This is a genomic window from Dakarella massiliensis, from assembly GCF_001182045.1.
GTDB lineage: Bacteria > Pseudomonadota > Gammaproteobacteria > Burkholderiales > Burkholderiaceae_F > Mesosutterella > Mesosutterella massiliensis.
This window is the reverse complement of the sequence record NZ_CVTY01000004.1, coordinates 79,438-101,159: the sequence shown is the minus strand read 5'-3', so window position 1 is coordinate 101,159 and position 21,722 is coordinate 79,438. Positions and strand designations below refer to the sequence as shown.

The window sequence follows — 21,722 nt, the reverse complement described above, 5'->3', positions numbered from 1 at the left end:
CTTTCCGCAAAACCCTCCCCCGTCGCGGCTGACGGCCGGAGGATCGTCCGCATCGGTTACGTGGAACGAAACTTCATGCCGGAAGAGCGCCCCGATATTCTTGCCACCTTTGCGTGGCTGAAGAAAAAACTCCCTCAGTATCAGATTGAGATCCGGAATTACACAATCCCGGGACTCGAATACGCGATCCGGCATGGGGAAGTCGATTTCTTTCTTGAGACCGCCGGCTTCTACCGGCGCGTGTATGTGCAGGGGCTGCGTGACATCGCGACGATGATCACCCGTGAGGCCCCGAACCCGAGTGAAGCCGTGGGGTCGCTCATTCTTGTGCCCTACGATTCCCCTTATAAGAGCATTGAAGACCTGAAGGGAAAACGGGCGGCCGTAAGCTGGATCGAGGCGTTTTCAGGTGTCTATATCCCGGAGGGCGAGCTCGCCGCCCGGGGACTCTCGCCCGATCACTACTTTCACTACGTTGAAGCAGGTTCCCCGATGACCAACCTGCTGGCCGCTGTGCAGAGAGGAGATGCCGACTTCGCGCTCGCCCGGACCTGCACCTTTGAGCAGCTTGAGAAAACGACACCGGAATACGCGAAGCAGTTCCGGGCTGTCAGCCTGAAAAAGCCGGACGCCGTTTTCCACTGCCGCACATCAACGGATCTCTACCCGTACTGGACTTTTATTTCGACTCAGACCGCCACGGCGCCCGTGAGCCGCGCTGTCACAGTCGCGCTCCTCACGATGCCTGAGACAAGTCACGGCGTAGCCTGGGGCGTCGTATCAGACTTCGCCCGGGTGGACGGGCTTTTCAGGACACTCAAAGCCGGTCCTTACGCCTATCTTCGGGTCGAGTCGGTCGGCGACTTTGTCCGCAAATACCGCCCCCCAATTCTCTTCTGCGTTCTGCTCATTTTTCTCCTCATTTTCCACAGCTGGAGATCCGGAAAGCTCGTTGAGGAGCGGACCGCGGAACTCGAGAAATCGAGACTCGCCGAAGAAGCTGCCACCCGGCGGAAACTTGAGGCTGAAAAGAAACTGGAGACCTTTGAGCGCGTGAGCGTGATCGGCGCTATCTCAAGCCTCATTACGCATGAACTGAATGGGCCGCTATCCACAATTTCCAACTGCTGCGGCACCCTGGAGCGGCTTTTTGAGAGAACGCCGCCGGCCCCCGTTGTCACACGCATGGAGGCGCTGATTGAAAAACAGAGCTGGCGCTCTTCTGAAATCATTGAGCGCGTCAGGGGCTACGCGAAGAACCGGAATGGGGAACTGGTGCCGGTGAATTTTTCCGCGTCTCTGGAGCGTGTGGCCTCCATGCGGCGCCTCGCACACCCCGATATCAGTATCACGCTTTCACTTCCCGAAAAGCCGCTTTTTGCCGCGTGGGATGAACTGGAAATGGAGCTTGTCGCCAATAACCTCATCAAAAACGCGGCGGAAGCCTGCGCGTCCAACCCTGCTCCCCGAGTCGCTGTGACACTGGGGGAAAATGCCGGATTCGCCGTTCTTTCGGTTGAGGACAACGGGTCCGGTAACAAATCTGACGCTGATACCCCCCTCACCCCCACCCCGCTTCACTCCACCAAAGGAAACGGTCTTGGGCTCGGGCTTCTCATCGTAAAAACACTCGTGGAAAAGATATCCGGGCGTCTTGAGCTCTCACGCTCAGGCGGTATCACGCTGGCCCGCGTTACGATTCCCCTTGAAGAGGCAAAAGGGGCCTCTTCTGAGGCATGCGCAGCCACTGCTCCCCAATCGAAAGACAAGGCATCACCATCATGACGACTGAACACGAAACCCCACTGATCCGCGCGGTGGATGACGACGAGGACCAGCTGATTTCACTGGAAGCGCTGCTGAGCGGCGAAGGCTGGGATGTCGCGGCTTACACCACAGCCCGCGATTTTTTCGTGAATGACCGGCCATCGCGCCCTGGCTGCCTGATCCTGGATCTTCGGATGCCGGATGTTTCCGGACTTGAGGTACAGGCGGAAATGAATAAACGGGGGATCACGCTTCCGATCATCTTTCTCACCGGGCACGGGGATATTGACACCGCGGTGTTTGCGATACGGGCAGGAGCTGAAGAATTCCTTCAGAAGCCCGTGCAGCCGGACAGGCTTCTCACAACGGTAGCCCGGTCGGTTCAGAAGGACTGTGACAGCCGCGAGCACCCGATTGATGAAGCTGAGTGGGAATCCCGGTTCGGGCGTCTGACGACACGCGAGCGGGAAATCATCCGTCTCGCCGCCAAGGGGCTTCTGAACCGTCAGATCGCGTCTAAGCTCGCTATCAGTGAACGCACGGTTCAGGTACATCGTCTCTCCGCATACCGGAAACTCGATGTTCACAATACCGCGGAACTCGCTCCGGTTACCGTGCTGCTTGAGCGGGGAAAACTTGGAGACGACGATGGATGGGAACCTCCCGCAGGCTGAGACCCCGCTTTTCTCCGAATAAAAAACCGTGAAGCGGATGCTTCACGGTCTTTCATTATCAGGACTCCGTTTTTTCTTCCGGCTCCGGAATATCCACCCACTGTACCGGGTGCCCGGTCGCCGGCATGAACCGGTTCACAAGGTCATCCGGCGTCATGGTGAGCGTCTCGTCATTCCGGCATGGATGGCAGTCGACCTTCGGGTGCTTCATGATCTCGCGGTCAAGGAGTACCTGCACAGCTCCCTCCCGGTCAAAGATGAGTCCCATCGGGCTTACCGCCCCGGGATACAGGTGAAGGAGCTGCCTCAGATCGTCTCCCCCGGCAAACGATAGCCTCGGACTCCCGATCTGATGCGCGAGCTCCTTACTGTCAAGCCGCTTCCAGTGCGGAATCATGAGAAGAAAGAAACCGCCCTTCCTGTTTTTGAGGAAGAGGTTCTTGCAGCAGAGCCCTCCCGTACGCGCGGCAATCTCAGCCCCTTCCGCTACCGTCATGATCGGGGGATGAATAAAACTCGTGAATGGAATCCCCTCACGCCAGGGACCGGGCCTGTTGTCGTTTTCCTCTCTTCTGCCTCAGTCATGCGGCGGCACCTCCCACGGGTTTCGCAGCCGGTTCCGAAGGCGTGCCGTCCCCCGTGCCGGATGCCGGCGGTTCAGTTCCTGCTTCCGGAATGGTGAACGGCTTCTCACTTTCGCACATATCGTTCAGGTGATTCTGCAGAATGACCACCATGTCATAGCGGTTCAGGAGGTCACGGGCGAACTGCAGGAAGATCATGTAAAGCTCGCAGCCGCGGAGCGAAAGATCGTAGTGATGAATATCAGAAAGCAGGAGCTCCTGATACTGGTCCATCAGATCCGACACTTTCTTAGAACGCTCACGGAGCTCTGTTGTATCGCCCCAGCCACCGCTGAAATCCCGGATATCCTGTTCAAACACCTCAAGCACCTGCACGAGCTGCTCAAGGCTTCCGGCAATCTCCCCCTTGAAAACACGGTGGCGGTTTGCCACATGCTCCTGCGCCTGAATCGCCGTGCGTTTCAGTGTGCGGCAGACTTCGCGCATATTGCTGTAGCTGCGGTAGTAGAAGAACTTCGCGTCGTTATCGCTGTGAGACCCCTGACGCTGCGCCATCTGGTAGTACCGGGCACGGCCTTCCGACACGTTATCGAAGAACTCACCGGCGCGGTTTGAAACCTCGCGAAGCCCTCGCTCGTTATCGTCGAGGAAGCAGCGGATCATGTCGCGGAAGATCGTCACGGACGTTTCAAAATTCTTCGCCACAGCCTTATTGAGAAGCTTGCGGACACCGAAGCGGTCGAGACTCTGAAGGGTCTCGGTCGCGGCCTGCTTCTCATCGCTGGCGAAGAAGTTTTCCTTCACGATCACGGCAACGGCAATCAGCATCAGGATGATGCAGGCGCCTTTCCCGCCCCAGAGGACGACGGTGGCTACAGCGCCCGCCGCGACGAACGCGGTGAGAGCCGTCAGGAACCAGCCGACAATCACAATCAGCACGCCGGACACACGGTAAACAGCCGTTTCACGGTCCCAGGCACGGTCAGCGAAAGACGATCCCATGCCAACCATAAAGGTCACGTAAGTCGTTGAGAGCGGCAGCTGAAGAGAGGTTGCGGACGAAATCAGAATAGCCGTGAGGATCAGGTTGATCGACGCGCGGACATAGTCAAACGGCAGAGGCTCGGTTCCGGTCCGAGGAATAATGGGCTCAAACCGGGTGTCAATCCACTTCTTAACCGGAGACGGCGTGAGCTTCGAAATGACGTTCCCCACCGACATTGCCGAACGCACGATGATACGGCCCGGCATCGAGGCACCGAACTGCTCTTTCTCACCCGTGGTGCTGGAGGACAGATTGACTGACGTTTCGATCACGCGCTGAGCGCTCTTCGAAAAACGGATCGTGAGCACCATGATGATGCCGGAGAGCACCAGAAGGAGTGTCGGAGCCGGAATCGGTTCAGCGAGAGCTCCCATCGCGAAGGTGTTCGGATCAGCACCCTGGGCAACAGAGAAGATGTGATAGCTGTCGAGAGCCGCAATCGGCACGCCGACGAAGTTCACAAGGTCGTTCCCCGCGAAGGCGAAGGCCAGGGCAAAAGTGCCCGCGAGAATGACGATCTTGAAAATATTGAGATTGAAAAGAATCAGCCCGAGCTGCATCAGCACTGTAGAGCCGATAAAGAGCACTCCGAGGATAGGCCAGGTATTCGTGTCGAGGAACTGCATCATTTCCGGCGTCATGAAGGAGGCGCCGCTCGCGCCCTTCATCACGAGGAAGTAGAAGATCATCGTGACCGCGAAACCGCCGTAAATACCGCCGATCCTTCTGTACATCTTCTCGTAGTGGAAGGAGAAGATCACGCGGAGAATGTACTGAACAATGGCGCCTGCGATAAAGGCTACGACAACCGAAACCAGAATCGCTGAAATCATTGTCAGCGCTTTCTCGTTATTGATGTAGGCACCGACTTCAACAAGCGACCCGCCCCGCTCCAGGATCCGGTTCACTTCCAAACCAACCGCGGCTCCGAGCAGCTCAAACACAATTGACACCGTGGTCGATGTCGGAAGCCCCATAGAGTTGAAGAAGTTGAGCAGAACGACGTCTGTCACCATGACGGAGAAGTAAATCGCCATCACGTCTGAGAACGAGAACATTCCCGGATTGAAGACGCCCTTCTTCGCGATCTCCATCATGCCACCGGAGAAGGTGGCACCCAGCAGAATGCCCAGACCGGCTACCGCGACAAGGACTTTATAGGGAGCAATCCGGCAACCGACTGCCGAATTGAGGAAGTTGCTGGCGTCGTTACTGACGCCGACAAAAAGGTCAATCGCCGCGAGGAGCGCGAGAAAGCCCAGAATAACGAGAAAGAATGTCTCCATTGCCCAATTGCGCGGAAGAATTCCCGTTTTTGACAGTGAAACACGGAAATTCCGTCAGCACGCACCTACCGCATTTTGATGTCTCTCATCATACCTGAGAGGAAGGCCATCCGGCGTATGTTTCGTCATACACCGGACACACCGGACGCGGCGGAGGGCGGGAAAGATCAGATTTTTTCAAGTTTTGCGATTTTCGCGAGGAGCTGCTTCACGCCGCCCCCGACGAAAGCCACCTGCAGTTTCGTCATATCTCCGCTGTCGATTACGGAAACAACTACCCCCTTCCCAAATTTAGGATGCTTTACGTGCTGACCCGCCTGCCAGCCGTCGGGACCCGCCTTCCGCTTTTTGAGGAGAGGCTCATCCTTCGAGCCGTTGTAGCTCGCGTCTTTCCCCTTCGGGCTCCACGTGTAAGCGTTGCCCATGAAGGTGCCGCGATCACCGGTTCCGCGGCTGTCGGAAGATCCGCGCCGCTCGCCCCAGTGACCGTAGCTCGCGCGGCCGCGGTGCGGTTCATCATCTCCGCGGCCCCAGGAGCCGCTGCTGGACGCCCAGCTTTCGCGGGACGCGGCCTGCGGATCCGCGAGCCACTCAAGGTGCTCCTGCGGGATCTCGTCAAGGAATGAGCTCGGCATCTCATCCTGACGCTGACCATTGATAAAGCGGACCGCGGCGTATGAGAGATAGAGACGGCGCTTCGCCCGGGTAATCGCGACGTACATCAGGCGGCGCTCCTCTTCGAGCCCGGAGTCACCGTTCTCACGCATCGCGCTCGCGTGCGGGAAAAGATTCTCCTCAAGTCCCGTAATAAAGACCACCGGGAACTCAAGACCCTTCGCGGCATGCACCGTCATCATCTGCACGGCATCGGCGCCGGCTTCCGACTGATTGTCGCCAGCCTCCAGTGTGGCAAGCGCGAGGAACGCGGCAAGCGGTGACAGCTCATCCTCAGACACCGGAAGAAGCGCCGGCGTCTTTTCGTCGATCTCGGCGTTCTTCAGGAAGGCGGCGGCCGCATTCGCGATTTCATCGAGGTCTTCGGCCTTCGCGGTGTGTTCCTTCTTATCGGCGGCTTCAACCGCCGCCCGGAGGGTTGAGCTCTCAATCACCACCTTCACCGCGTCGACAAGCGGGAGATCCGCGACTTTATCGCGGATACTGAGAATGAGGTCAGAGAACGCGGAGGCCTTGGTCGGGCTGTTTTTCGCCGCTGTCATCATCGAGACACCGGCCGTTTCCGCCGCGGCGGAAAGCCCTTCAAGCGTCTTCGCGCCGATACCCCGGGTCGGGGTATTCACGGCACGGAGAAAAGCCGTATTGTCATTCGGATTCTCAATGAGGCGCAGATAGGCAAGCGCGTCCTTCACGTGCGCCCGCTCAAAGAACCGATGACCACCATAGATCCGGTAAGGAATGCCGGCTGACATCAGAATGGATTCGAGCGCCCGGGACTGCGCGTTTGAGCGGTAGAGAATCGCGAAATCCTCGTACTTCCGGCCCCGAAGGTGTTCAGCCTCGATTTCGTTTGCCACAAACTGGGCCTCAGCCTCACCGCTTCCGGTCGGCATAACGCGAAGCTTTTCGCCCTTTCCGGAGTCCGCCCACAGATTCTTGCCGAGACGTCCCGTATTGTTTCCGATCAGCGCGTTCGCGGCATCCAGAATATGGCCGGTCGAGCGGTAGTTCTGTTCCAGCCTCACCACATGATCCACACCGAGTTCACGCGTGAAGTCAGTCAGATTTTTAACATTCGCGCCTCGGAACGCGTAAATCGACTGGTCATCATCACCCACGGCAAAGATTGAATTCGTGATGCCGGGTTCGCGCGCCATGCCGGGAATTCCGTACCCGGCAAGCGTCTTCAGCCAGCGGTACTGCAGCACGTTCGTGTCCTGGAACTCGTCAACGAGGATATGCGAGAACTTCCTCTCATAGTGGCGGCGGATCAGTTCGTTCCGCTGCAGAAGCTCGTAGGAACGCAGAAGAAGTTCAGCAAAGTCCACAACCCCCTCTGCCATGCAAAGCTTTTCGTACAGCCGGTAGAGTTCAAGCGACACAGCGCCGTTCGGCGTCCGGGCATCCAGCGACCGGATATCTGAGCTCCGTTCCCCGGCTTCCTTATGCTGATTGATGAAGTGCTGAACGATCTTCGGCTCAATCGTTTCCTTATCGATTCCGGCAGACTTCATCACGCGCTTCACGACTGAGAGCTGATCCGCCTGATCAATGATCTGAAAACCGGACGGCAGCCCGGCGTCCGCAGCATGCACCCGAAGCATCCGGTTGCAGAGACCGTGGAACGTGCCGACCCACATGCCGCGTGTATTCACCTGCAGCACAGACTCAATTCGCGACAGCATTTCGCGCGACGCCTTGTTCGTGAAGGTCACGGCGAGGATGCTGCCAGGCGTCGCCCGTCCTTCGCGGATAAGCCACCCGATACGGGACGTCAGTACCCGGGTCTTACCGGATCCTGCGCCGGCAAGCACGAGTGCGTTCTGATCAGGCAGCGTCACTGCTTCACGCTGTTCAGGGTTCAGGCCGTCGAGTAAAGGATCTGTCATAGGTCTTCTGTCCAAATTGAGTGAAAAGAGAGAGGCGAAGCGTCGCTCGGGTGTCCATCCTCTGACAGGACGAAGCCGGAGCCGCACAGGAACCGCTCGGTCGCGGATCCTTCGCTGAAAGGGGGTTGAAATTCTACCCGCATGGAAAGAGCGGGGAAAGGCGGAAATGAGACTCAGACCATCTGCCTGTCAGCCGTTCCGGGCGTGCTGACTGGCGTTACAGCCTGTTCCGCGGGATATACTAACTAATCTAACTCTTTATTTCCTTAAGACTGGGAATCCTCCAATGCGTGAGACCTACTCTCCGGAACTCGTCGAAGCGGAAGTTCAGGCCAAGTGGAAGGCACAGGATGTCTACCGCGCGGTCGAGCATGCGCTTGATGCCTCCGGCCATGAAAAACCGAAATTCTATGTTTGCTCGATGCTTCCCTACCCTTCCGGGAAGCTGCATATGGGCCACGTACGCAACTACACCCTGAATGACGTGCTGTACCGTTACCGCCGTATGTGCGGCGACAACGTCATGACTCCGATGGGATGGGATTCCTTCGGCCTGCCGGCTGAAAACGCCGCGCTTGCCAAGAAGGTGCCGCCCGCGCAGTGGACGTACGCGAACATCGCTGACATGAAGTCGCAGATGGCGCCGCTGGGGCTCGCCTTTGACTGGTCGCGCGAAGTAACGACCTGCAAGCCGGAGTACTACCGCTGGAATCAGTGGATCTTCCTGCAGATGCTGAAGCGCGGCATCGCCTACCGCAAGACCCAGGTAGTGAACTGGGACCCGGTGGACCAGACCGTGCTCGCCAACGAACAGGTGATTGACGGCCGCGGCTGGCGTTCCGGCGCTGTGGTTGAGCGTAAGGAGATCCCGGGCTACTACCTCGGCATCACGCAGTACGCCCAGGAACTGCTGGACGACATCGATAAGCTCGACGGCTGGCCGGATCAGGTCCGCGCGATGCAGCGCCATTGGATCGGCCGCAGCGAAGGTGTGGACTTTGCCTTCCCCTACACGCTTGAAGGCGAAGAGCATCAGCTCCGCGTTTACACGACGCGCGCTGACACGATCATGGGTGTGACGTTTGTCGCCGTGGCGGCTGAGCACCCGCTCGCGAAATATGCCGCGAAGAGCGATCCCGCGGTGGCCGCTTTCGTTGCTGAGTGCGCGAAGGGCAGCGTTTCCGAAGCCGATATGGCGACAAAGGAAAAGAAGGGCATCAAGACGAACCTCACGGTCCGTCACCCGATCACGGGCGCTGATGTTCCGGTCTGGGTCGGCAACTACGTGCTGATGACGTACGGCGAAGGCGCCGTCATGGGCGTCCCGGCGCACGATGAACGCGACTTCTCGTTCGCGAAGCGTTACGGGATCGAAATCCGCCAGGCGGTGAACCTTGACGGCGTTCCCGAATTCACGACGGATCACTGGCAGGAATGGTACGGCGACAAGACGCTGAACCCCTACTGCGTGAATTCCGGCAAGTATGACGGACTCCACTTCCATGAGGCGATTGTCGCTATTGCTGCTGACCTGAAGGCCAAGGGCCTGGGTGAAAAGCACGTGCAGTTCCGTCTCCGCGACTGGTCCATTTCCCGTCAGCGCTACTGGGGCACTCCGATCCCGATGATCAACTGCCCGAAGTGCGGTGCCGTTCCGGTTCCTGAAGAAGACCTGCCAGTCGTGCTTCCTGAGAACGAGATTCCGGACGGCTCCGGCAATCCGCTCGCCAAGGATCCGGCGTTCCTGAACGTGACCTGCCCGAAGTGCGGCGGCCCCGCTCAGCGTGAAACCGACACGATGGACACGTTCGTTGATTCGAGCTGGTACTTCATGCGCTACTGCTCGCCGGACTGTGACACCGCGATGGTGGACAGCCGGAACGATTACTGGAATCCGATGGATCAATACATCGGCGGTATTGAGCACGCCGTGCTCCACCTTCTCTACGCCCGTTTCTGGACGAAGGTGATGCGCGACCTCGGCCTCGTAAAATTCGATGAACCGTTCAAGCGCCTCTTCACGCAGGGTATGCTCTGCGCCGAAGCCTTCTACCGTGAGCTCCCGGATGGTCATGTCCGCTGGTACTACCCCGATGAAATCGAGGTGAAGACGGATGAAAAGGGCCGTCCGACCGGCGCAATCGCAAAGGAAGATGGCCAGCCCGTGAAGTCAGCCGGTATCCAGAAGATGTCGAAGTCGAAGTGCAACGTGGTTGAACCGCGCGACATCATCAAGAAGTATGGCGCCGATACCGCCCGTACGTTCGTAATGTTCGCGGGACCCCCGGATCAGTCGGCGGCCTGGAGCAACGCCGGCGCCGAGGGCACTTTCCGCTTCCTGCGCCGTCTCTGGAGCTGGACCTACGCGAAGCGCGATGAACTCGCCTCCGCCGGTGCCTTTGATCCGAAGACCGCCACCGCGGATCAGAAGAACCTTCGCCGTTCGCTCTATCAGAACGTCGCTCAGGCGACGGCTGACCTTGACCGCATGCAGTACAACACGGTTGTATCGGCTGCGATGAAGATGATGAACGAGATCGACAGCTTCAAGGACGATGGTTCCGCCGGCAGCGCCGCGCTGCTCCGCGAATCGCTCTCGCTCCTGCTGCGTGTGCTCTACCCGCTCGCTCCTCACATCACGACTTCCCTTTGGGATGAGCTCGGGTATGTGAAGGAACTCGGCGAAATCATCGACTCCCCGTGGCCGAAGGTGGACCCGGAAGCGCTTGCCGCTGACGAGATTCAGCTCGTGGTCCAGGTGAACGGCAAGCTCCGCGGCCGCATCATGGTCTCGCCGGACGCCAGCCGTGAGGAGATCGAAAAGACGGCCCTCGCCGATGCCGACGTGTCCCGCTTCCTCGGCGACACCCCGGTGAAAAAGGTGATCATCGTTCCGAAGCGTCTCGTGAATATCGTCGCTCCGGCTCCGAAGGCCTGATAAGCCCGTCGGTTGGAAGAAGAGCCTGCATGGGCTCTTCTTTCCGCTATAGCCCCAGCCGGGAATCCCCGACTGGGGCTTTTCTTTCGCATTTCACCCTCGCCCCCTCTCCGTATAATGTAGGGATGTTCTTACACCGCCGCGAAAAGAAGGAATTTCCGCTTATGCATACCACCGGTCTCAATCGCCGCGCGCTTCTTGCCGCGGCCGCCGCATCGCTCGCTCTTACCGGGTGCGGTTTCAGGCCCCGCGGCCGGTTCACTGTTCCGTTTGAGACCGTGTACCTGCAGATGAGCGATCAGTCGACGCTGAAGTGGGAGCTGCGCCGCCACATCAATGCGGAAACCAATGCCCGTGTCGTGGATCAGATGGCAGACGCTGACGCGATCCTTTCGATCGTGTCTCAGTCCCGGTTCCGCGTGGTGCAGACTTATAACGATATCGGCGATGCCCGCGAATACCGTCTCGGCTGGGATGTGACCTTCAAGCTTGCTGCGCCTGATGGCTACGAATATCTCCCGCCCACGACGCTTTCCGCCCGCCGCGACCTTCCGTACACGATCCGCAACTATCTCTCGCGTGAGACCGAGGAAGCAACGCTTTACCGTGATATCGAGCGGGATATCGTGGTGCAGCTGATGCGCCGCATCGAAGCCGCAAAGGCGAAGGCCCATGCAGCAGCTAAGTAGCGCGTCGCTCGGTCCGAGACTCACCTCAGACGCCAAGCGGGGCGGAATCGCTCCGCTCTGGGTGATCGCGGACGAGGAGCCACTGCTCGCTCTTGAATCCGCTGACGCGATCCGCTCTGCGGCCCGAGGTCTCGGCTACGAAGAGCGTGAGGTTCTCACTCTGTCCTCGAACAGTGACTGGAATCAGATCAGTGTCGCGGTTGCCGCGATCTCTCTCTTCGCGTCAAAAAAAATAGTGGAAATCCGTCTCGCGAGCCCCTCCCCGGGTATCCGCGGCAGCGCGGCGCTTTCGGCTCTTGGCTCCACTCCGATAGACCCGGGCGCGGTCATCGTGATTGTGACGGTTCCTGAAGCCGACTGGCGGGTACGGAAGAGCAAGTGGTTCAAGGAACTCACTTCAGGCGCGGTTCTCGTCAGCTGTGACCCCGTGCCGATCGCATCTTTCCCCTCCTGGCTCCGCGCCAGGCTGAAGAGCGAGGGCCTGTCGGCTGACGCTGACGCGATGCGGTTCCTTGCGGAACAGACTGAAGGCAACCTTCTCGCCGCGAGCCAGGAAGTCCGGAAACTCTCACTCCTTCATGAAGGAAAAGAGCCTCTCACGCTCGAAGAGGTTCAGAGCTCAGTGCTCGATAATTCGCGCTTCGATTTTGCTTCGGTCGGGATCGCCGCTATGAAGGGAGATGCCGCCCGCGCGTGCCGCGCGATTGAGGGCATCCGCGCCGAATTTGATCAGAGCGCAGCGCTGCCCCTTCTGATGTATCTTTTCTCTGAAAATATCCGCAAGATGATCGCGGTCCGGCACCATATGGATGCGTCAGGACTGACCGCTCAAAACGCTGCCCGGGAACTCCGGATCTGGCCCCGTGACATCGCAGACGCGGTCGCTTCAGGTGCCTCACGGCTCAGTTCGAGGAAACTCGAAAATGCGCTGACCGTCTGCGCGGATATCGACAGAATCTATAAGGGGATCCCCGTTCCTTCCCGGGACACGGATCCCTGGGTTGAACTGAAGTCCGTTGCGTCCTTTATCGCCCGGTAACCGGAGCCGCTCCTGCCCCGCGCATCCGGCCTGAGAGCCACGCCGCCGCCTGGGTATTCCTGGGCAAAAGTGAGGAAAAAATGTCTGAAGTGACAGAAAACGAATCGGGCCGCGCCGCGCTCGACTATATGCGGGACCTTGGGACCCGCGCCCGCGCCGCGTCGAAGCCGATGGCGGCTGCCCGCCGGGCGCCGAAAGATAAGGCGCTTGCCGCGCTTTCGCGCCTTCTCCTCGAGCGGTCTGAAGAAATCCAGGCCGTAAACCGGGAAGATCTGGAGGCCGCAAAGCTCAAGGGGTATCCGGACGCCTTCATTGACCGCCTTACGGTGACGGAAGACACGGTGAAGAAGATGGCGGAAGGCTGCGCTCAGGTCGCGAACCTTCCCGACCCCATCGGCGCTATCCAGTCGCTCGAACCGCAGCCCTCCGGCATTCTGGTTGGCCGCATGCGCGTGCCGCTTGGCGTGATCGCGATCATTTATGAAAGCCGCCCGAATGTCACGGTGGACGCAGCGGCGCTGACGCTGAAGAGCGGCAACGCGGCTATTCTACGAGGCGGCAGCGAAGCGATCCGTACGAACCGGATTCTCGCGAAAATTGTTTCCGAAGCGCTTGAAGAAGCCGGACTGCCGGCTGACGCCGTGCAGTTTGTGGCTACGCCCGACCGCGATATGGTGGATCAGCTGGTCACCCACCCTGAGTGGGTTGATATCGTGATTCCCCGCGGCGGCAAGGGGCTTGTCTCGCGTCTCATGGAGAAGTCCCGCATTCCGATGATCAAGCACCTCAACGGGATCTGCCACACGTATATCGACTCCTATGCCGATATCGACATGGCTGTTGAAGTTACGGATAACGCGAAGACGCAGCGCTTTTCACCCTGCAACACGACAGAGACGCTCCTCGTCCATGAGAGAGTCGCCGCGGACTTCCTCCCCCGCATCGCGCGGATCTTCCACGATAAGAAAGTTGAAATGCGGGCCGACGATCCGAGCCTTGATATTATTCAGAACTCAGGGTTTGCCGCGATCAGCGCATCCCTCGAAGACTGGGATACCGAATACAATGGGCCGGTCATTTCAATCAAGGTGATGGAGAGCCTCGATGAAGCGATCGACTTCATCAACGAACACGGCTCCCACCACACCGACGCCATCGTGACGGACAGCTATACGCGCGGCGAGCGCTTCCTGCGGGAAGTGGACTCCGCCTCCGTCCTGATCAACGCCTCCACCCGCTTTGCTGACGGGTTCGAATACGGGCTTGGCGCGGAAATCGGCATCTCCACCGATAAGCTGCATGCCCGGGGTCCGGTCGGACTTGAAGGGCTCACCAGCCAGAAATTCGTTGTCCTCGGACATGGCGAAGGCCGCCGCTAGAGCGGCCTCCGCCCGGAACCCCTTTTGTTAGGAAAAAAATGCAAGATAAGAAGAACCACCGCTTTTATGCCGCCTGTCCCTGGGGACTTGAGGCCGTGCTCGAGGAAGAGCTCGCGGCATGCGGCGCGAAGCGCTCCCGCAAGACGCCATCCGGCGTGATGTTTGAGGGCACGATCGAGACTGCCTACCTCGCGTGCCTCCGCTCCCGGATCGCGTCCCGCGTGATGATGGAGGTCTCCTTCCATGACTACTGGGACAGCCGCGACATCTATGAGCAGGCCCGCCGCACGCCCTGGGAGCTCTATTTCACGCCGGATCAGACGTTCCGCATTTCGATTTCCGCTCACCGCGCTCCGCTGAAGTCTCTTGAATTCACGACGCTACGCATCAAGGATGCTGTCTGCGACCGGTTCCGTGAGATCGCCGGCACCCGCCCGGACATCAGCCGCGAGTCGCCGGATGTTCAGATCGCGGCGTTCCTCGACGAAAAGTACTGCACGCTTTACATTGACCTCTCGGGAGAATCGCTCTTCAAGCGCGGCTGGCGTACTGATAAGGGTGAGGCCCCTCTGAAGGAAAACATGGCGGCCGGCCTCCTCAAACTTTCGGGGTGGACGCCTGATATGCCGCTTCTGGATCCCTTCTGCGGTTCCGGCACAATCGCTATTGAAGCGGCCTCCATCGCCTGCGGACTGGTTCCGGGTATCAGCCGGTCTTTCGGCTTCGAGAAGCTCCTTAACTTTGACCGTGAACTCTGGACAGAACTCCGCGAAGACGCGAAGAGTGAGGTTAACCTGCACCGAGAGGTCTCAATCACGGCAAGCGATATTTCTTCGATCGTTGTACGCAAGGCTGAGGCGAATGCGCTCCGCGCCGGCCTCGGCGGGCTGCTTGAATCCGGGAATCTGAAGTTCTCGGTATGCGACGCGCGAAATGTCCTCCCCCCGACAGAGAAGCCCGGCATTATTGTCGCTAACCCGCCATACGGCGAACAGTCGACTCCCCGAAGCGCGACGGTTGGTTCGATGATGCGTCACGTCGCTGACAACCTGAAGCATAACTTCGCCGGGTGGACCGCCTGGATGCTCACATCTGACCGTCACCTGCCGGGCGAAATGCATCTGAAGGAAGGCCGGAAGACGGTGCTCTTCAACGGACCCCTCGAATGCCGTTTCTTCAAATTCGATCTCGTTGCGGGGTCAAACCGCCGCGTGAAGAAGCAGGACAGCGCATCCATCGAAACCTCGTCTGACACCGAATCCTGATCGCCTCTGGGAATCTCCAGACATGAAAAAGCCAGCTTTTGAAAGCTGGCTTTTTTCTTTCTTCACTCTCAGACCGGAATGGATCCGGTCTGAATGATCGCGAAGCTTAGAAGAACTTCGTCACGAGGAAGCCCAGCGCGACGCTGAACACAATCGCGAGAACGCCTGGGAGGAAGAAGGCGTGGTTGAAGACCCACTTGCCGATACGGGTGGTGCCGGTGTCGTCCATCTGGACCGCGCCGAGGAGGGTCGGGTAGGTCGGGAGAACGAACAGAGCGCTCACAGCGGCGAAGCAGGCAACCAGCATATAGGAATCACCCGTGTTGGCAGCGGTGATGCCGAGAGCAGCCACGATAGCCGGAGTAATGGCCTTCGCGGTAGCAGCCTGCGAGTAGAGGAACATAGCAGCCACGAAGAACACGACTGCAAGCAGAGCCGGATACTGAGCAACCGTCGCGGCAGCGAAGGTCTTGATCTCAGCGCTGTGGCCGGACACGAAAGTGTCACCGAGCCAGGCAACACCCAGCACGCAGATGCAGGCCACCATGCCGCTCTTGAAAACGCTGGTGTCAGCGACTTTGCCGAGTTCAATCTTGCAGAGGACAGTGATGAGGCAGCCAACGAGGAGCATCAGGCTCATGATGGCGGCGTCACGGCCGACAACCACATGCTTGATGAGACCGACAGCCGGAGAAATAGCGGAAGCATAGAACACAACCGCGAGCACGCCGATCAGGAAGATCGCGACAGAGCGCTTGGCAAACGGCTTGAGGGGCTTGTTCATGCTGGAAGCATCCGGAGCCTTGACGAGGCCCTTGGCTAGACGTTCTTTGTAAACCGGATCAGAGTCGAGGTCCATATTCTGGATGTGGCTCATCACGAAGGAGGTGAGCATGCAGCCAACGAACGTCGTCAGAAGCCAAATGCAGAGCAGCGTGGGGTAGCTCCAGCCGAAGGGTTCAAGAACGCCGCTCATGTAAATCACGGCAGCAGACACCGGGGAAGCGGTAATAGCGATCTGGGAGGCAACCACAGCGATGGACAGCGGGCAGACCGGACGGATGTGCTGCTCCTTGGCGACTTCGACGATAACCGGGATCATGGAGAAAGCGGTGTGGCCGGTGCCAGCGAAGATCGTGAGAACATACGTCACGATAGGAGCGAGATAGTTAATGTGCTTAGGATTGTTTCTCAGAATCCTTTCAGCAATCTGAACGAGGTAATCAAGGCCCCCCGCGAGCTGCATTGCGGAAATAGCCGAGATCACGGACGCAATAATCAGAATCACGTCCCAGGGGATGTTGCCCGGCTTCATGCCGAGAAGCAGGCCGAGCACGAGAACGCCTGCGCCGCCAGCATAGCCGATACCAATACCGCCCAGACGGACGCCGATGAAAATTGCGCCGAGCAGGACGATGATTTGCAGAATCACCACGATACTCATCTGTTTTCTCTGTTCATCCGGAGCGGCTCCGGAATCCCAGTTCCTTTGAAGTTATTTTTGCTGCGGCCTGACTGCTGCCGTGCAAAGTATTTTTCGGGCTTTTTAAAACTGATCCCCAGGAGCGGAAAATCCGGGTGACCTCCCAGGGATATCAGAAGACCGCCTCCCCGGGTGAGTGCTTCCCGGAGGGGCGGTTTTCTAATTCTTTACATCTCGAACTTCGGAGCGATCAGGTTCTGGAAGGAGAACACTTCGTTCCACTTGTCTTCCGTCATCAGCTTGCGTTCTTCAACGACGATCTGATGGAGGGACTTGCCTTCGGTGTAGCCTTCCTTGGCCATTTCAGCGCAGAGCATGTAGCCGAAGTGGGGCTTCAGGAGGGTAACGATGCCGAGGGAGTTCATCACGAGGTCCTTCGTGTGTTCGGCGTTCACCGTGATACCGTCAACGCACTTCTCGCGCAGGGCGATCATGGCATTCGTCATCACCTTCATCTGAGTGAAGACAGCGAACGAAATCACCGGCTCCATCACGTTCAGTTCAAGCTGGCCAGCGGAGGCAGCGAGCATCACCGTGGTGTCGAGACCGATCGCGAGGAAGGAGGCCTGGTTCGTCACTTCCGGGATCACCGGATTCACCTTGCCCGGCATGATGGAAGAACCCGGCTGGCGCATCGGCAGGTTGATTTCGGAAAGACCCGTGCGGGGACCGGAGGCGAGCAGACGCATATCGTTGCAGACTTTCGTGAGCTTCACAGCGAGGCTCTTAACAGCGGAGGAAATCGCAACATAGGCGCCGCAGTCGCTCGTCGCGGCGATCAGATCGTCACTGTTATGGAAGTCGATGCCGGTCTGTTCAGCGAGGTACTTCACGGCCTTCGCCGGATAGTCGGGGTGGCAGGTCACGGTCGTGCCGATAGCGGTGCCGCCGAGGTTGATCACGCGGAGGTGCTTCTGCGCGTCCTTGATCGTTTCAATTTCGTCTTCAATCGTGCGGCCCCAGCCGTGGAACTCCTGACCCATGGACATCGGGACGGCGTCCTGGAGGTGCGTGCGGCCCATCTTCAGAACGTTCTTGAATTCGTCAGCCTTCTTGTAGTAGGCCTGAACGAGCTGCTGCAGAGCCTTGAGGAGGTCCTCAGAGCGGTAGTACATCGCAAGGTGCAGAGCGGTCGGGTACGTATCGTTCGTGGACTGGCCGAAGTTCGCGTGGTCGTTCGGCGACACCTGCTTCTGGGAGCCCTTCGGGAGACCGAGCTTCTCGCAGGCGATGCTGCAGATCACTTCGTTCGTGTTCATATTGGTCGAAGTGCCGGCACCGCCCTGAAGCCAGTCGGTAACGAACTGGTCACGGTACTTGCCTTCGAGCAGCTGATCACAGGCGTAGATCAGGGCATCAGCAACGTTCGCCGGGATCGTGCCGAGTTCCTTGTTCGTACGGGCTGCCGCCTTCTTCACCTGAGCGAAAGCCTTGATGAAGTATTCGTCTTCATTCATCGAATGCTCAGTGATGTGGAAGTTTTCCTTGCCGCGCAGGGACTGAACACCGTAGTACACATCATCAGGAATCTCGAGATCGCCAAGGAAATCATGCTCAATACGGGACATCTTCTACTCCTATAAAAACAGGGCCGAAGCTCTGTGTTAACCAGACTGGCTTCCGCAGACCGGACCGCCAGCGCCGGGCCGCTCACCGGAGTAATCCTTCTATTTCCGGAGGGTGGTTACTTTTATCTAAGATAAACTACTTATGCGGCATACTATAGTACTAATTTCCTATCTAGGGTGTATTGCCCATTAGGTATGTGACATAGATCAAATGCGTACCACCCCGAATAACGAAGACACAAAAAACCCCAGACCTTACGGTCTGGGGTTTTTCTTAAAGCTAAGACTTCAGCCGATTAGATCGACTTGATCGGGATCAGCTTCTTCGGGGTCGGCAGAACCTTATCGTAGTTCTTGATACCCTGTTCAGCCATCTTGCGACGGATGAAGGCGATCTGCGTACGCAGCGGGAGCTGCTTCGGGCAGAAGTCATCGCAGCCGAGGAGCGACATGCAGCCGAAGACGCCGGAGTCATCGCCCATCACTTCATAGAAGTCAGCATCATTGCGGTCGTCACGGGGATCGAGACGGAAGCGGGCGATCTTGTTGATCGCGACAGCGCCGACGAAGTCCGGACGCATACGGAACGTGCCGCAGGCAGCAACGCAGCAGCCGCATTCGATGCAGTGGTCGAGGTTGTAAAGGTCTTCAGCAAGCTGCGGGTCCATCGGAACCTCAGTTTTGCGCATATCGATATCGATTTCCTTCGTGTGAACCCAGGACTCGATACGCTCAGACATATTGCGCATCCACTTGCCGGTGTTCACGGAAAGGTCACCAATCAGCTCAAAGCCCGGGAGCGGGGCGAGCGTGAATTCGCTCGGCAGATCGCGGGTCAGCGTACGGCAGGCAAGGCCCGGCTTGCCGTTGATCAGCATCGCGCAGGAACCGCAGATGCCAGCGCGGCAGACGAAGTCGAACTGCAGCGTCGGATCCTGTTCATCGCGCAGATCGTTCAGAGCGATGAAGAGGGTCATACGGTCGCCTTCTTCGAGCTCATAAGTCTGCATGTGCGGAACACTGTCCGGATCCTGCGGGTTGTAACGCAGGATGCTGATCTTAAGCAGACGGTGCTTGGTTTCAGTTTGGGTTTTGCTCATTTTTTCTGTCTGCTCCTAATTAGTCAGCAAGAGGTTCGTAGGTACGTTCATTGCGTCCACGAAGACGCTTCGGGAGCTTGTCCTCATAAGGCATAAGGGCATTCTGAATTGCAAAGCGATCCTTGCCTTCGGCTTCCATCTTGGCCCGGATGTCGTCCACTTCCTTCTGACGACGGACAGATTCGGGGTTCTCGATGTAGTTCTTGGCACCGTAACCGCGGAAGCCCGGCGGGAGTTCCATCGTCGAAATGTCGAGATCCTCGTAAGAGATATCCGGCACGGTGGACTTCGGATCCTTCCAGGTCGTGATAGTACGCTTCAGCCAGTTCACGTCATCGCGGCGCGGATAGTCTTCACGGGAGTGAGCACCGCGGGATTCCTTACGGGCGAGAGCGCCGCAGGCAACCGTCAGAGCAACCTTCAGCATCTTGCGGGTACGGTAGGCGTACACAAGCTGCGGATTGTTGCCGATGTCGTTCTTCACGCTGATGTTGTAGGAGCGTTCAAGCAGCTGCTGGAGTTCATCAACAGCTTCACTCATCTGCTTCTCGTTACGGAAGATGCCGATCTTGCTCGTCATGATTTCCTGCATACGGGTGCGGATCTTGACGGCGTCTTCGTTACCAGTGTTGTGCAGGAAGCCGTTCAGCTCATCCTGGACCTTACGGGCGAAGTCGTAAACGATAGAGGTCGGAAGGTCGATCTCGTTCTCGGGCTTCTCGCAGAAGTCAGCGATGAATTCACCGACGATCATGCCGGCAACCACGGTTTCAGCAACAGAGTTGCCGCCCAGACGGTTGAAGCCGTGCATATCCCAGCAGGCGCACTCGCCGGCAGCGAAGAGACCCTTCAGCTGACGGGATTCACCGCGGTAGTCGGTACGGATGCCGCCCATCGTGTAGTGCTGGGCCGGACGCACCGGAATCCACTCTTTGATCGGGTCAACGCCGAGGAAGTAGTGGCAGATGTCATAGACTTCACGCAGGTTGTGCTTGATGTGATGTTCGCCAAGCAGCGTGATATCGAGCCAGAGGTGATCGCCATACTTGGAGTGAACACCCTTGCCCTGAGCAATACGCTCTTCCATACGGCGGGAGACCACGTCGCGGGAGGCAAGTTCCTTCTTTTCCGGTTCGACATCGGGCATGAAGCGATAGCCATCGACGTCACGCAGCAGACCGCCGTCACCGCGGCAGCCTTCCGTCACCAGAATGCCAGCCGGGAAAATGCCGGTCGGGTGGAACTGAATGGCTTCCATGTTGCCCAGACCGGCGACACCGGTTTCGAGGGCGAGAGCAGCACCGATGCCTTCGCAGATCACGGCGTTCGTGGTCACGCGGTAGATACGGCCGGCACCGCCGGTAGACATGGCGGTAGCCTTGGCCACATAGGCCATCAGCTCACCGGTCACGAGGTCACGGACGATAGCGCCGTAGCAGCGCTTGCCGTCATGAATCAGGGCGAGAGCCTCAACACGCTCCATCACCGGGATGTGCTCGGCGATCACGCGGTCGGACACAGCATTCAGCATGGCGTGGCCGGTACCGTCGGAAGCGAAAACGCAGCGCCACTTCTTCGTGCCGCCGAAGTCACGCTGGCGGAGAAGGCCCTGGCACTCTTTGCGTTCCGTAATCGTCACGCGCTCGCCATTGATAATCACCTGATGGTCGCCGGCGGTAATGCGGGACCACGTCACGCCCCAGGCAGCCAGTTCACGGGCGGCCTTCGGCGCCGTATTCACGAACATACGGCAGACGTCCTGGTCCGCACCCCAGTCAGAACCGCGGACGGTATCGACGAAGTGAAGATCTTCGTTATCGCCAAGGCCCTTGATCATGTTGCCGAGGGAGGCCTGCATGCCGCCCTGAGCCGCTTTAGAGTGAGAGCGCTTCGGAGGGCAGAGGGACAGGACAATGGCGTCCTGGCCGCGACGCTGCACAGCAACTGCCATGCGAAGGCCTGCCAGACCGGCACCGATCACCAGTACGTCGGTGTAGATGATTTTCATGTTTGCTTGGTCTCCTAAGATGCCCTGCAGCGATGGCCTTTCAGTCATCCCGCGGGTCATATTTTTTAGTGGCAGTCTCTAAGCAACCCGAGACCGCCTCTTTCAGCCAAACGGCTGAAAGGTACTTCCTGTTAATAAAAGAACAGAAACCTGTGTTTGCCGAACGAATCCGGCTTTCCGGCCTCATCCCTACTTAGGGAGAGAAAGACGACAGGGTCATTCACCCTAAAGTAGCTACCACCGGACTTTCACAATTCGGTAGGTATTCTACCCACCTCTCTGCGATTTTCGGCTGAAGTCTAGTGATTACCTAGCCATTGGGACTACTAGGAA

At 58.3% G+C, this 21,722-nt stretch carries 14 protein-coding genes; 7 read left to right on the top strand and 7 right to left on the bottom strand.

The features are described 5' to 3' along the window. Window positions 1–75: 75 nt before the first annotated feature. Complete coding sequence (locus BN1936_RS00605; RefSeq protein WP_187367740.1) at window positions 76–1,785, top strand: sensor histidine kinase; 1,710 nt, start codon at window positions 76–78, stop codon at window positions 1,783–1,785. Next, a complete protein-coding gene (locus BN1936_RS00600) occupies window positions 1,782–2,441 on the top strand; it encodes a response regulator transcription factor (RefSeq protein ID WP_082164407.1) in 660 nt (219 codons plus the stop codon). The genes BN1936_RS00605 and BN1936_RS00600 overlap by 4 nt, the downstream gene beginning before the upstream one ends. Before the next feature lie 58 nt (window positions 2,442–2,499). Here BN1936_RS00600 and BN1936_RS00595 read toward each other — a convergent pair whose 3' ends face one another. From BN1936_RS00595 to BN1936_RS00585, 3 genes are all read right to left on the bottom strand, one after another. Then, on the bottom strand, window positions 2,500–2,937 hold the full coding sequence (locus BN1936_RS00595) for a prolyl-tRNA synthetase associated domain-containing protein (RefSeq protein WP_022444630.1): 438 nt from the start codon (window positions 2,935–2,937) through the stop codon (window positions 2,500–2,502). An 85-nt stretch (window positions 2,938–3,022) separates the two neighbouring features. Beyond that, window positions 3,023–5,356 (bottom strand): inorganic phosphate transporter, encoded by a 2,334-nt coding sequence (locus BN1936_RS00590; protein ID WP_022444631.1) that lies wholly within the window; start codon window positions 5,354–5,356, stop codon window positions 3,023–3,025. A 167-nt stretch (window positions 5,357–5,523) separates the two neighbouring features. Further along, window positions 5,524–7,920, bottom strand: a complete 2,397-nt coding sequence (locus BN1936_RS00585; protein WP_049686400.1) for an ATP-dependent helicase — start codon at window positions 7,918–7,920, stop codon at window positions 5,524–5,526. A gap of 286 nt (window positions 7,921–8,206) precedes the next feature. Between BN1936_RS00585 and leuS the strand changes: the two genes are divergently transcribed. The 5 genes from leuS to BN1936_RS00560 all read left to right on the top strand — a co-directional run bounded on the left by leuS (window position 8,207) and on the right by BN1936_RS00560 (window position 15,230). Further along, window positions 8,207–10,858, top strand: a complete 2,652-nt coding sequence (gene leuS, locus BN1936_RS00580) for a leucine--tRNA ligase (RefSeq protein ID WP_022444633.1) — start codon at window positions 8,207–8,209, stop codon at window positions 10,856–10,858. A 164-nt stretch (window positions 10,859–11,022) separates the two neighbouring features. Beyond that, the gene (locus BN1936_RS00575) at window positions 11,023–11,547 is read left to right on the top strand and encodes an LPS-assembly lipoprotein LptE (protein WP_022444634.1); all 525 of its coding nucleotides are present in this window, start codon (window positions 11,023–11,025) and stop codon (window positions 11,545–11,547) included. Beyond that, window positions 11,531–12,586, top strand: a complete 1,056-nt coding sequence (holA, locus tag BN1936_RS00570) for a DNA polymerase III subunit delta (protein ID WP_022444635.1) — start codon at window positions 11,531–11,533, stop codon at window positions 12,584–12,586. The genes BN1936_RS00575 and holA overlap by 17 nt, the downstream gene beginning before the upstream one ends. A gap of 80 nt (window positions 12,587–12,666) precedes the next feature. Then, complete coding sequence (locus BN1936_RS00565) at window positions 12,667–13,965, top strand: glutamate-5-semialdehyde dehydrogenase (RefSeq protein ID WP_049686399.1); 1,299 nt, start codon at window positions 12,667–12,669, stop codon at window positions 13,963–13,965. Window positions 13,966–14,003: 38 nt separating this feature from the next. Next, the gene (locus tag BN1936_RS00560; protein ID WP_022444637.1) at window positions 14,004–15,230 is read left to right on the top strand and encodes a THUMP domain-containing class I SAM-dependent RNA methyltransferase; all 1,227 of its coding nucleotides are present in this window, start codon (window positions 14,004–14,006) and stop codon (window positions 15,228–15,230) included. 106 nt (window positions 15,231–15,336) lie between these two features. Here BN1936_RS00560 and BN1936_RS00555 read toward each other — a convergent pair whose 3' ends face one another. The 4 genes from BN1936_RS00555 to BN1936_RS00540 all read right to left on the bottom strand — a co-directional run bounded on the left by BN1936_RS00555 (window position 15,337) and on the right by BN1936_RS00540 (window position 21,389). Further along, window positions 15,337–16,674: an anaerobic C4-dicarboxylate transporter gene (locus tag BN1936_RS00555; protein ID WP_022444638.1), complete on the bottom strand. Its 1,338-nt coding sequence runs from the start codon at window positions 16,672–16,674 to the stop codon at window positions 15,337–15,339. A 206-nt stretch (window positions 16,675–16,880) separates the two neighbouring features. After that, the gene (locus tag BN1936_RS00550) at window positions 16,881–18,281 is read right to left on the bottom strand and encodes an aspartate ammonia-lyase (protein ID WP_049686398.1); all 1,401 of its coding nucleotides are present in this window, start codon (window positions 18,279–18,281) and stop codon (window positions 16,881–16,883) included. Window positions 18,282–18,577: 296 nt separating this feature from the next. After that, on the bottom strand, window positions 18,578–19,381 hold the full coding sequence (locus tag BN1936_RS00545; RefSeq protein ID WP_022444640.1) for a fumarate reductase iron-sulfur subunit: 804 nt from the start codon (window positions 19,379–19,381) through the stop codon (window positions 18,578–18,580). 19 nt (window positions 19,382–19,400) lie between these two features. Beyond that, the gene (locus BN1936_RS00540; RefSeq protein WP_049686397.1) at window positions 19,401–21,389 is read right to left on the bottom strand and encodes a fumarate reductase flavoprotein subunit; all 1,989 of its coding nucleotides are present in this window, start codon (window positions 21,387–21,389) and stop codon (window positions 19,401–19,403) included. Window positions 21,390–21,722: the final 333 nt, after the last annotated feature.

Excerpts from the sequence above, each read along its gene's own strand:
- BN1936_RS00605 (WP_187367740.1), top strand. The coding sequence starts at position 76 with ATGCCGGAAGAGCGCCCCGATATTCTTGCCACCTTTGCGTGGCTGAAG.
- BN1936_RS00600 (WP_082164407.1), top strand. The coding sequence starts at position 1,782 with ATGACGACTGAACACGAAACCCCACTGATCCGCGCGGTGGATGACGAC.
- BN1936_RS00595 (WP_022444630.1), bottom strand. The coding sequence starts at position 2,937 with ATGACGGTAGCGGAAGGGGCTGAGATTGCCGCGCGTACGGGAGGGCTC.
- BN1936_RS00590 (WP_022444631.1), bottom strand. The coding sequence starts at position 5,356 with ATGGAGACATTCTTTCTCGTTATTCTGGGCTTTCTCGCGCTCCTCGCG.
- BN1936_RS00585 (WP_049686400.1), bottom strand. The coding sequence starts at position 7,920 with ATGACAGATCCTTTACTCGACGGCCTGAACCCTGAACAGCGTGAAGCA.
- leuS (WP_022444633.1), top strand. The coding sequence starts at position 8,207 with ATGCGTGAGACCTACTCTCCGGAACTCGTCGAAGCGGAAGTTCAGGCC.
- BN1936_RS00575 (WP_022444634.1), top strand. The coding sequence starts at position 11,023 with ATGCATACCACCGGTCTCAATCGCCGCGCGCTTCTTGCCGCGGCCGCC.
- holA (WP_022444635.1), top strand. The coding sequence starts at position 11,531 with ATGCAGCAGCTAAGTAGCGCGTCGCTCGGTCCGAGACTCACCTCAGAC.
- BN1936_RS00565 (WP_049686399.1), top strand. The coding sequence starts at position 12,667 with ATGTCTGAAGTGACAGAAAACGAATCGGGCCGCGCCGCGCTCGACTAT.
- BN1936_RS00560 (WP_022444637.1), top strand. The coding sequence starts at position 14,004 with ATGCAAGATAAGAAGAACCACCGCTTTTATGCCGCCTGTCCCTGGGGA.
- BN1936_RS00555 (WP_022444638.1), bottom strand. The coding sequence starts at position 16,674 with ATGAGTATCGTGGTGATTCTGCAAATCATCGTCCTGCTCGGCGCAATT.
- BN1936_RS00550 (WP_049686398.1), bottom strand. The coding sequence starts at position 18,281 with ATGTCCCGTATTGAGCATGATTTCCTTGGCGATCTCGAGATTCCTGAT.
- BN1936_RS00545 (WP_022444640.1), bottom strand. The coding sequence starts at position 19,381 with ATGAGCAAAACCCAAACTGAAACCAAGCACCGTCTGCTTAAGATCAGC.
- BN1936_RS00540 (WP_049686397.1), bottom strand. The coding sequence starts at position 21,389 with ATGAAAATCATCTACACCGACGTACTGGTGATCGGTGCCGGTCTGGCA.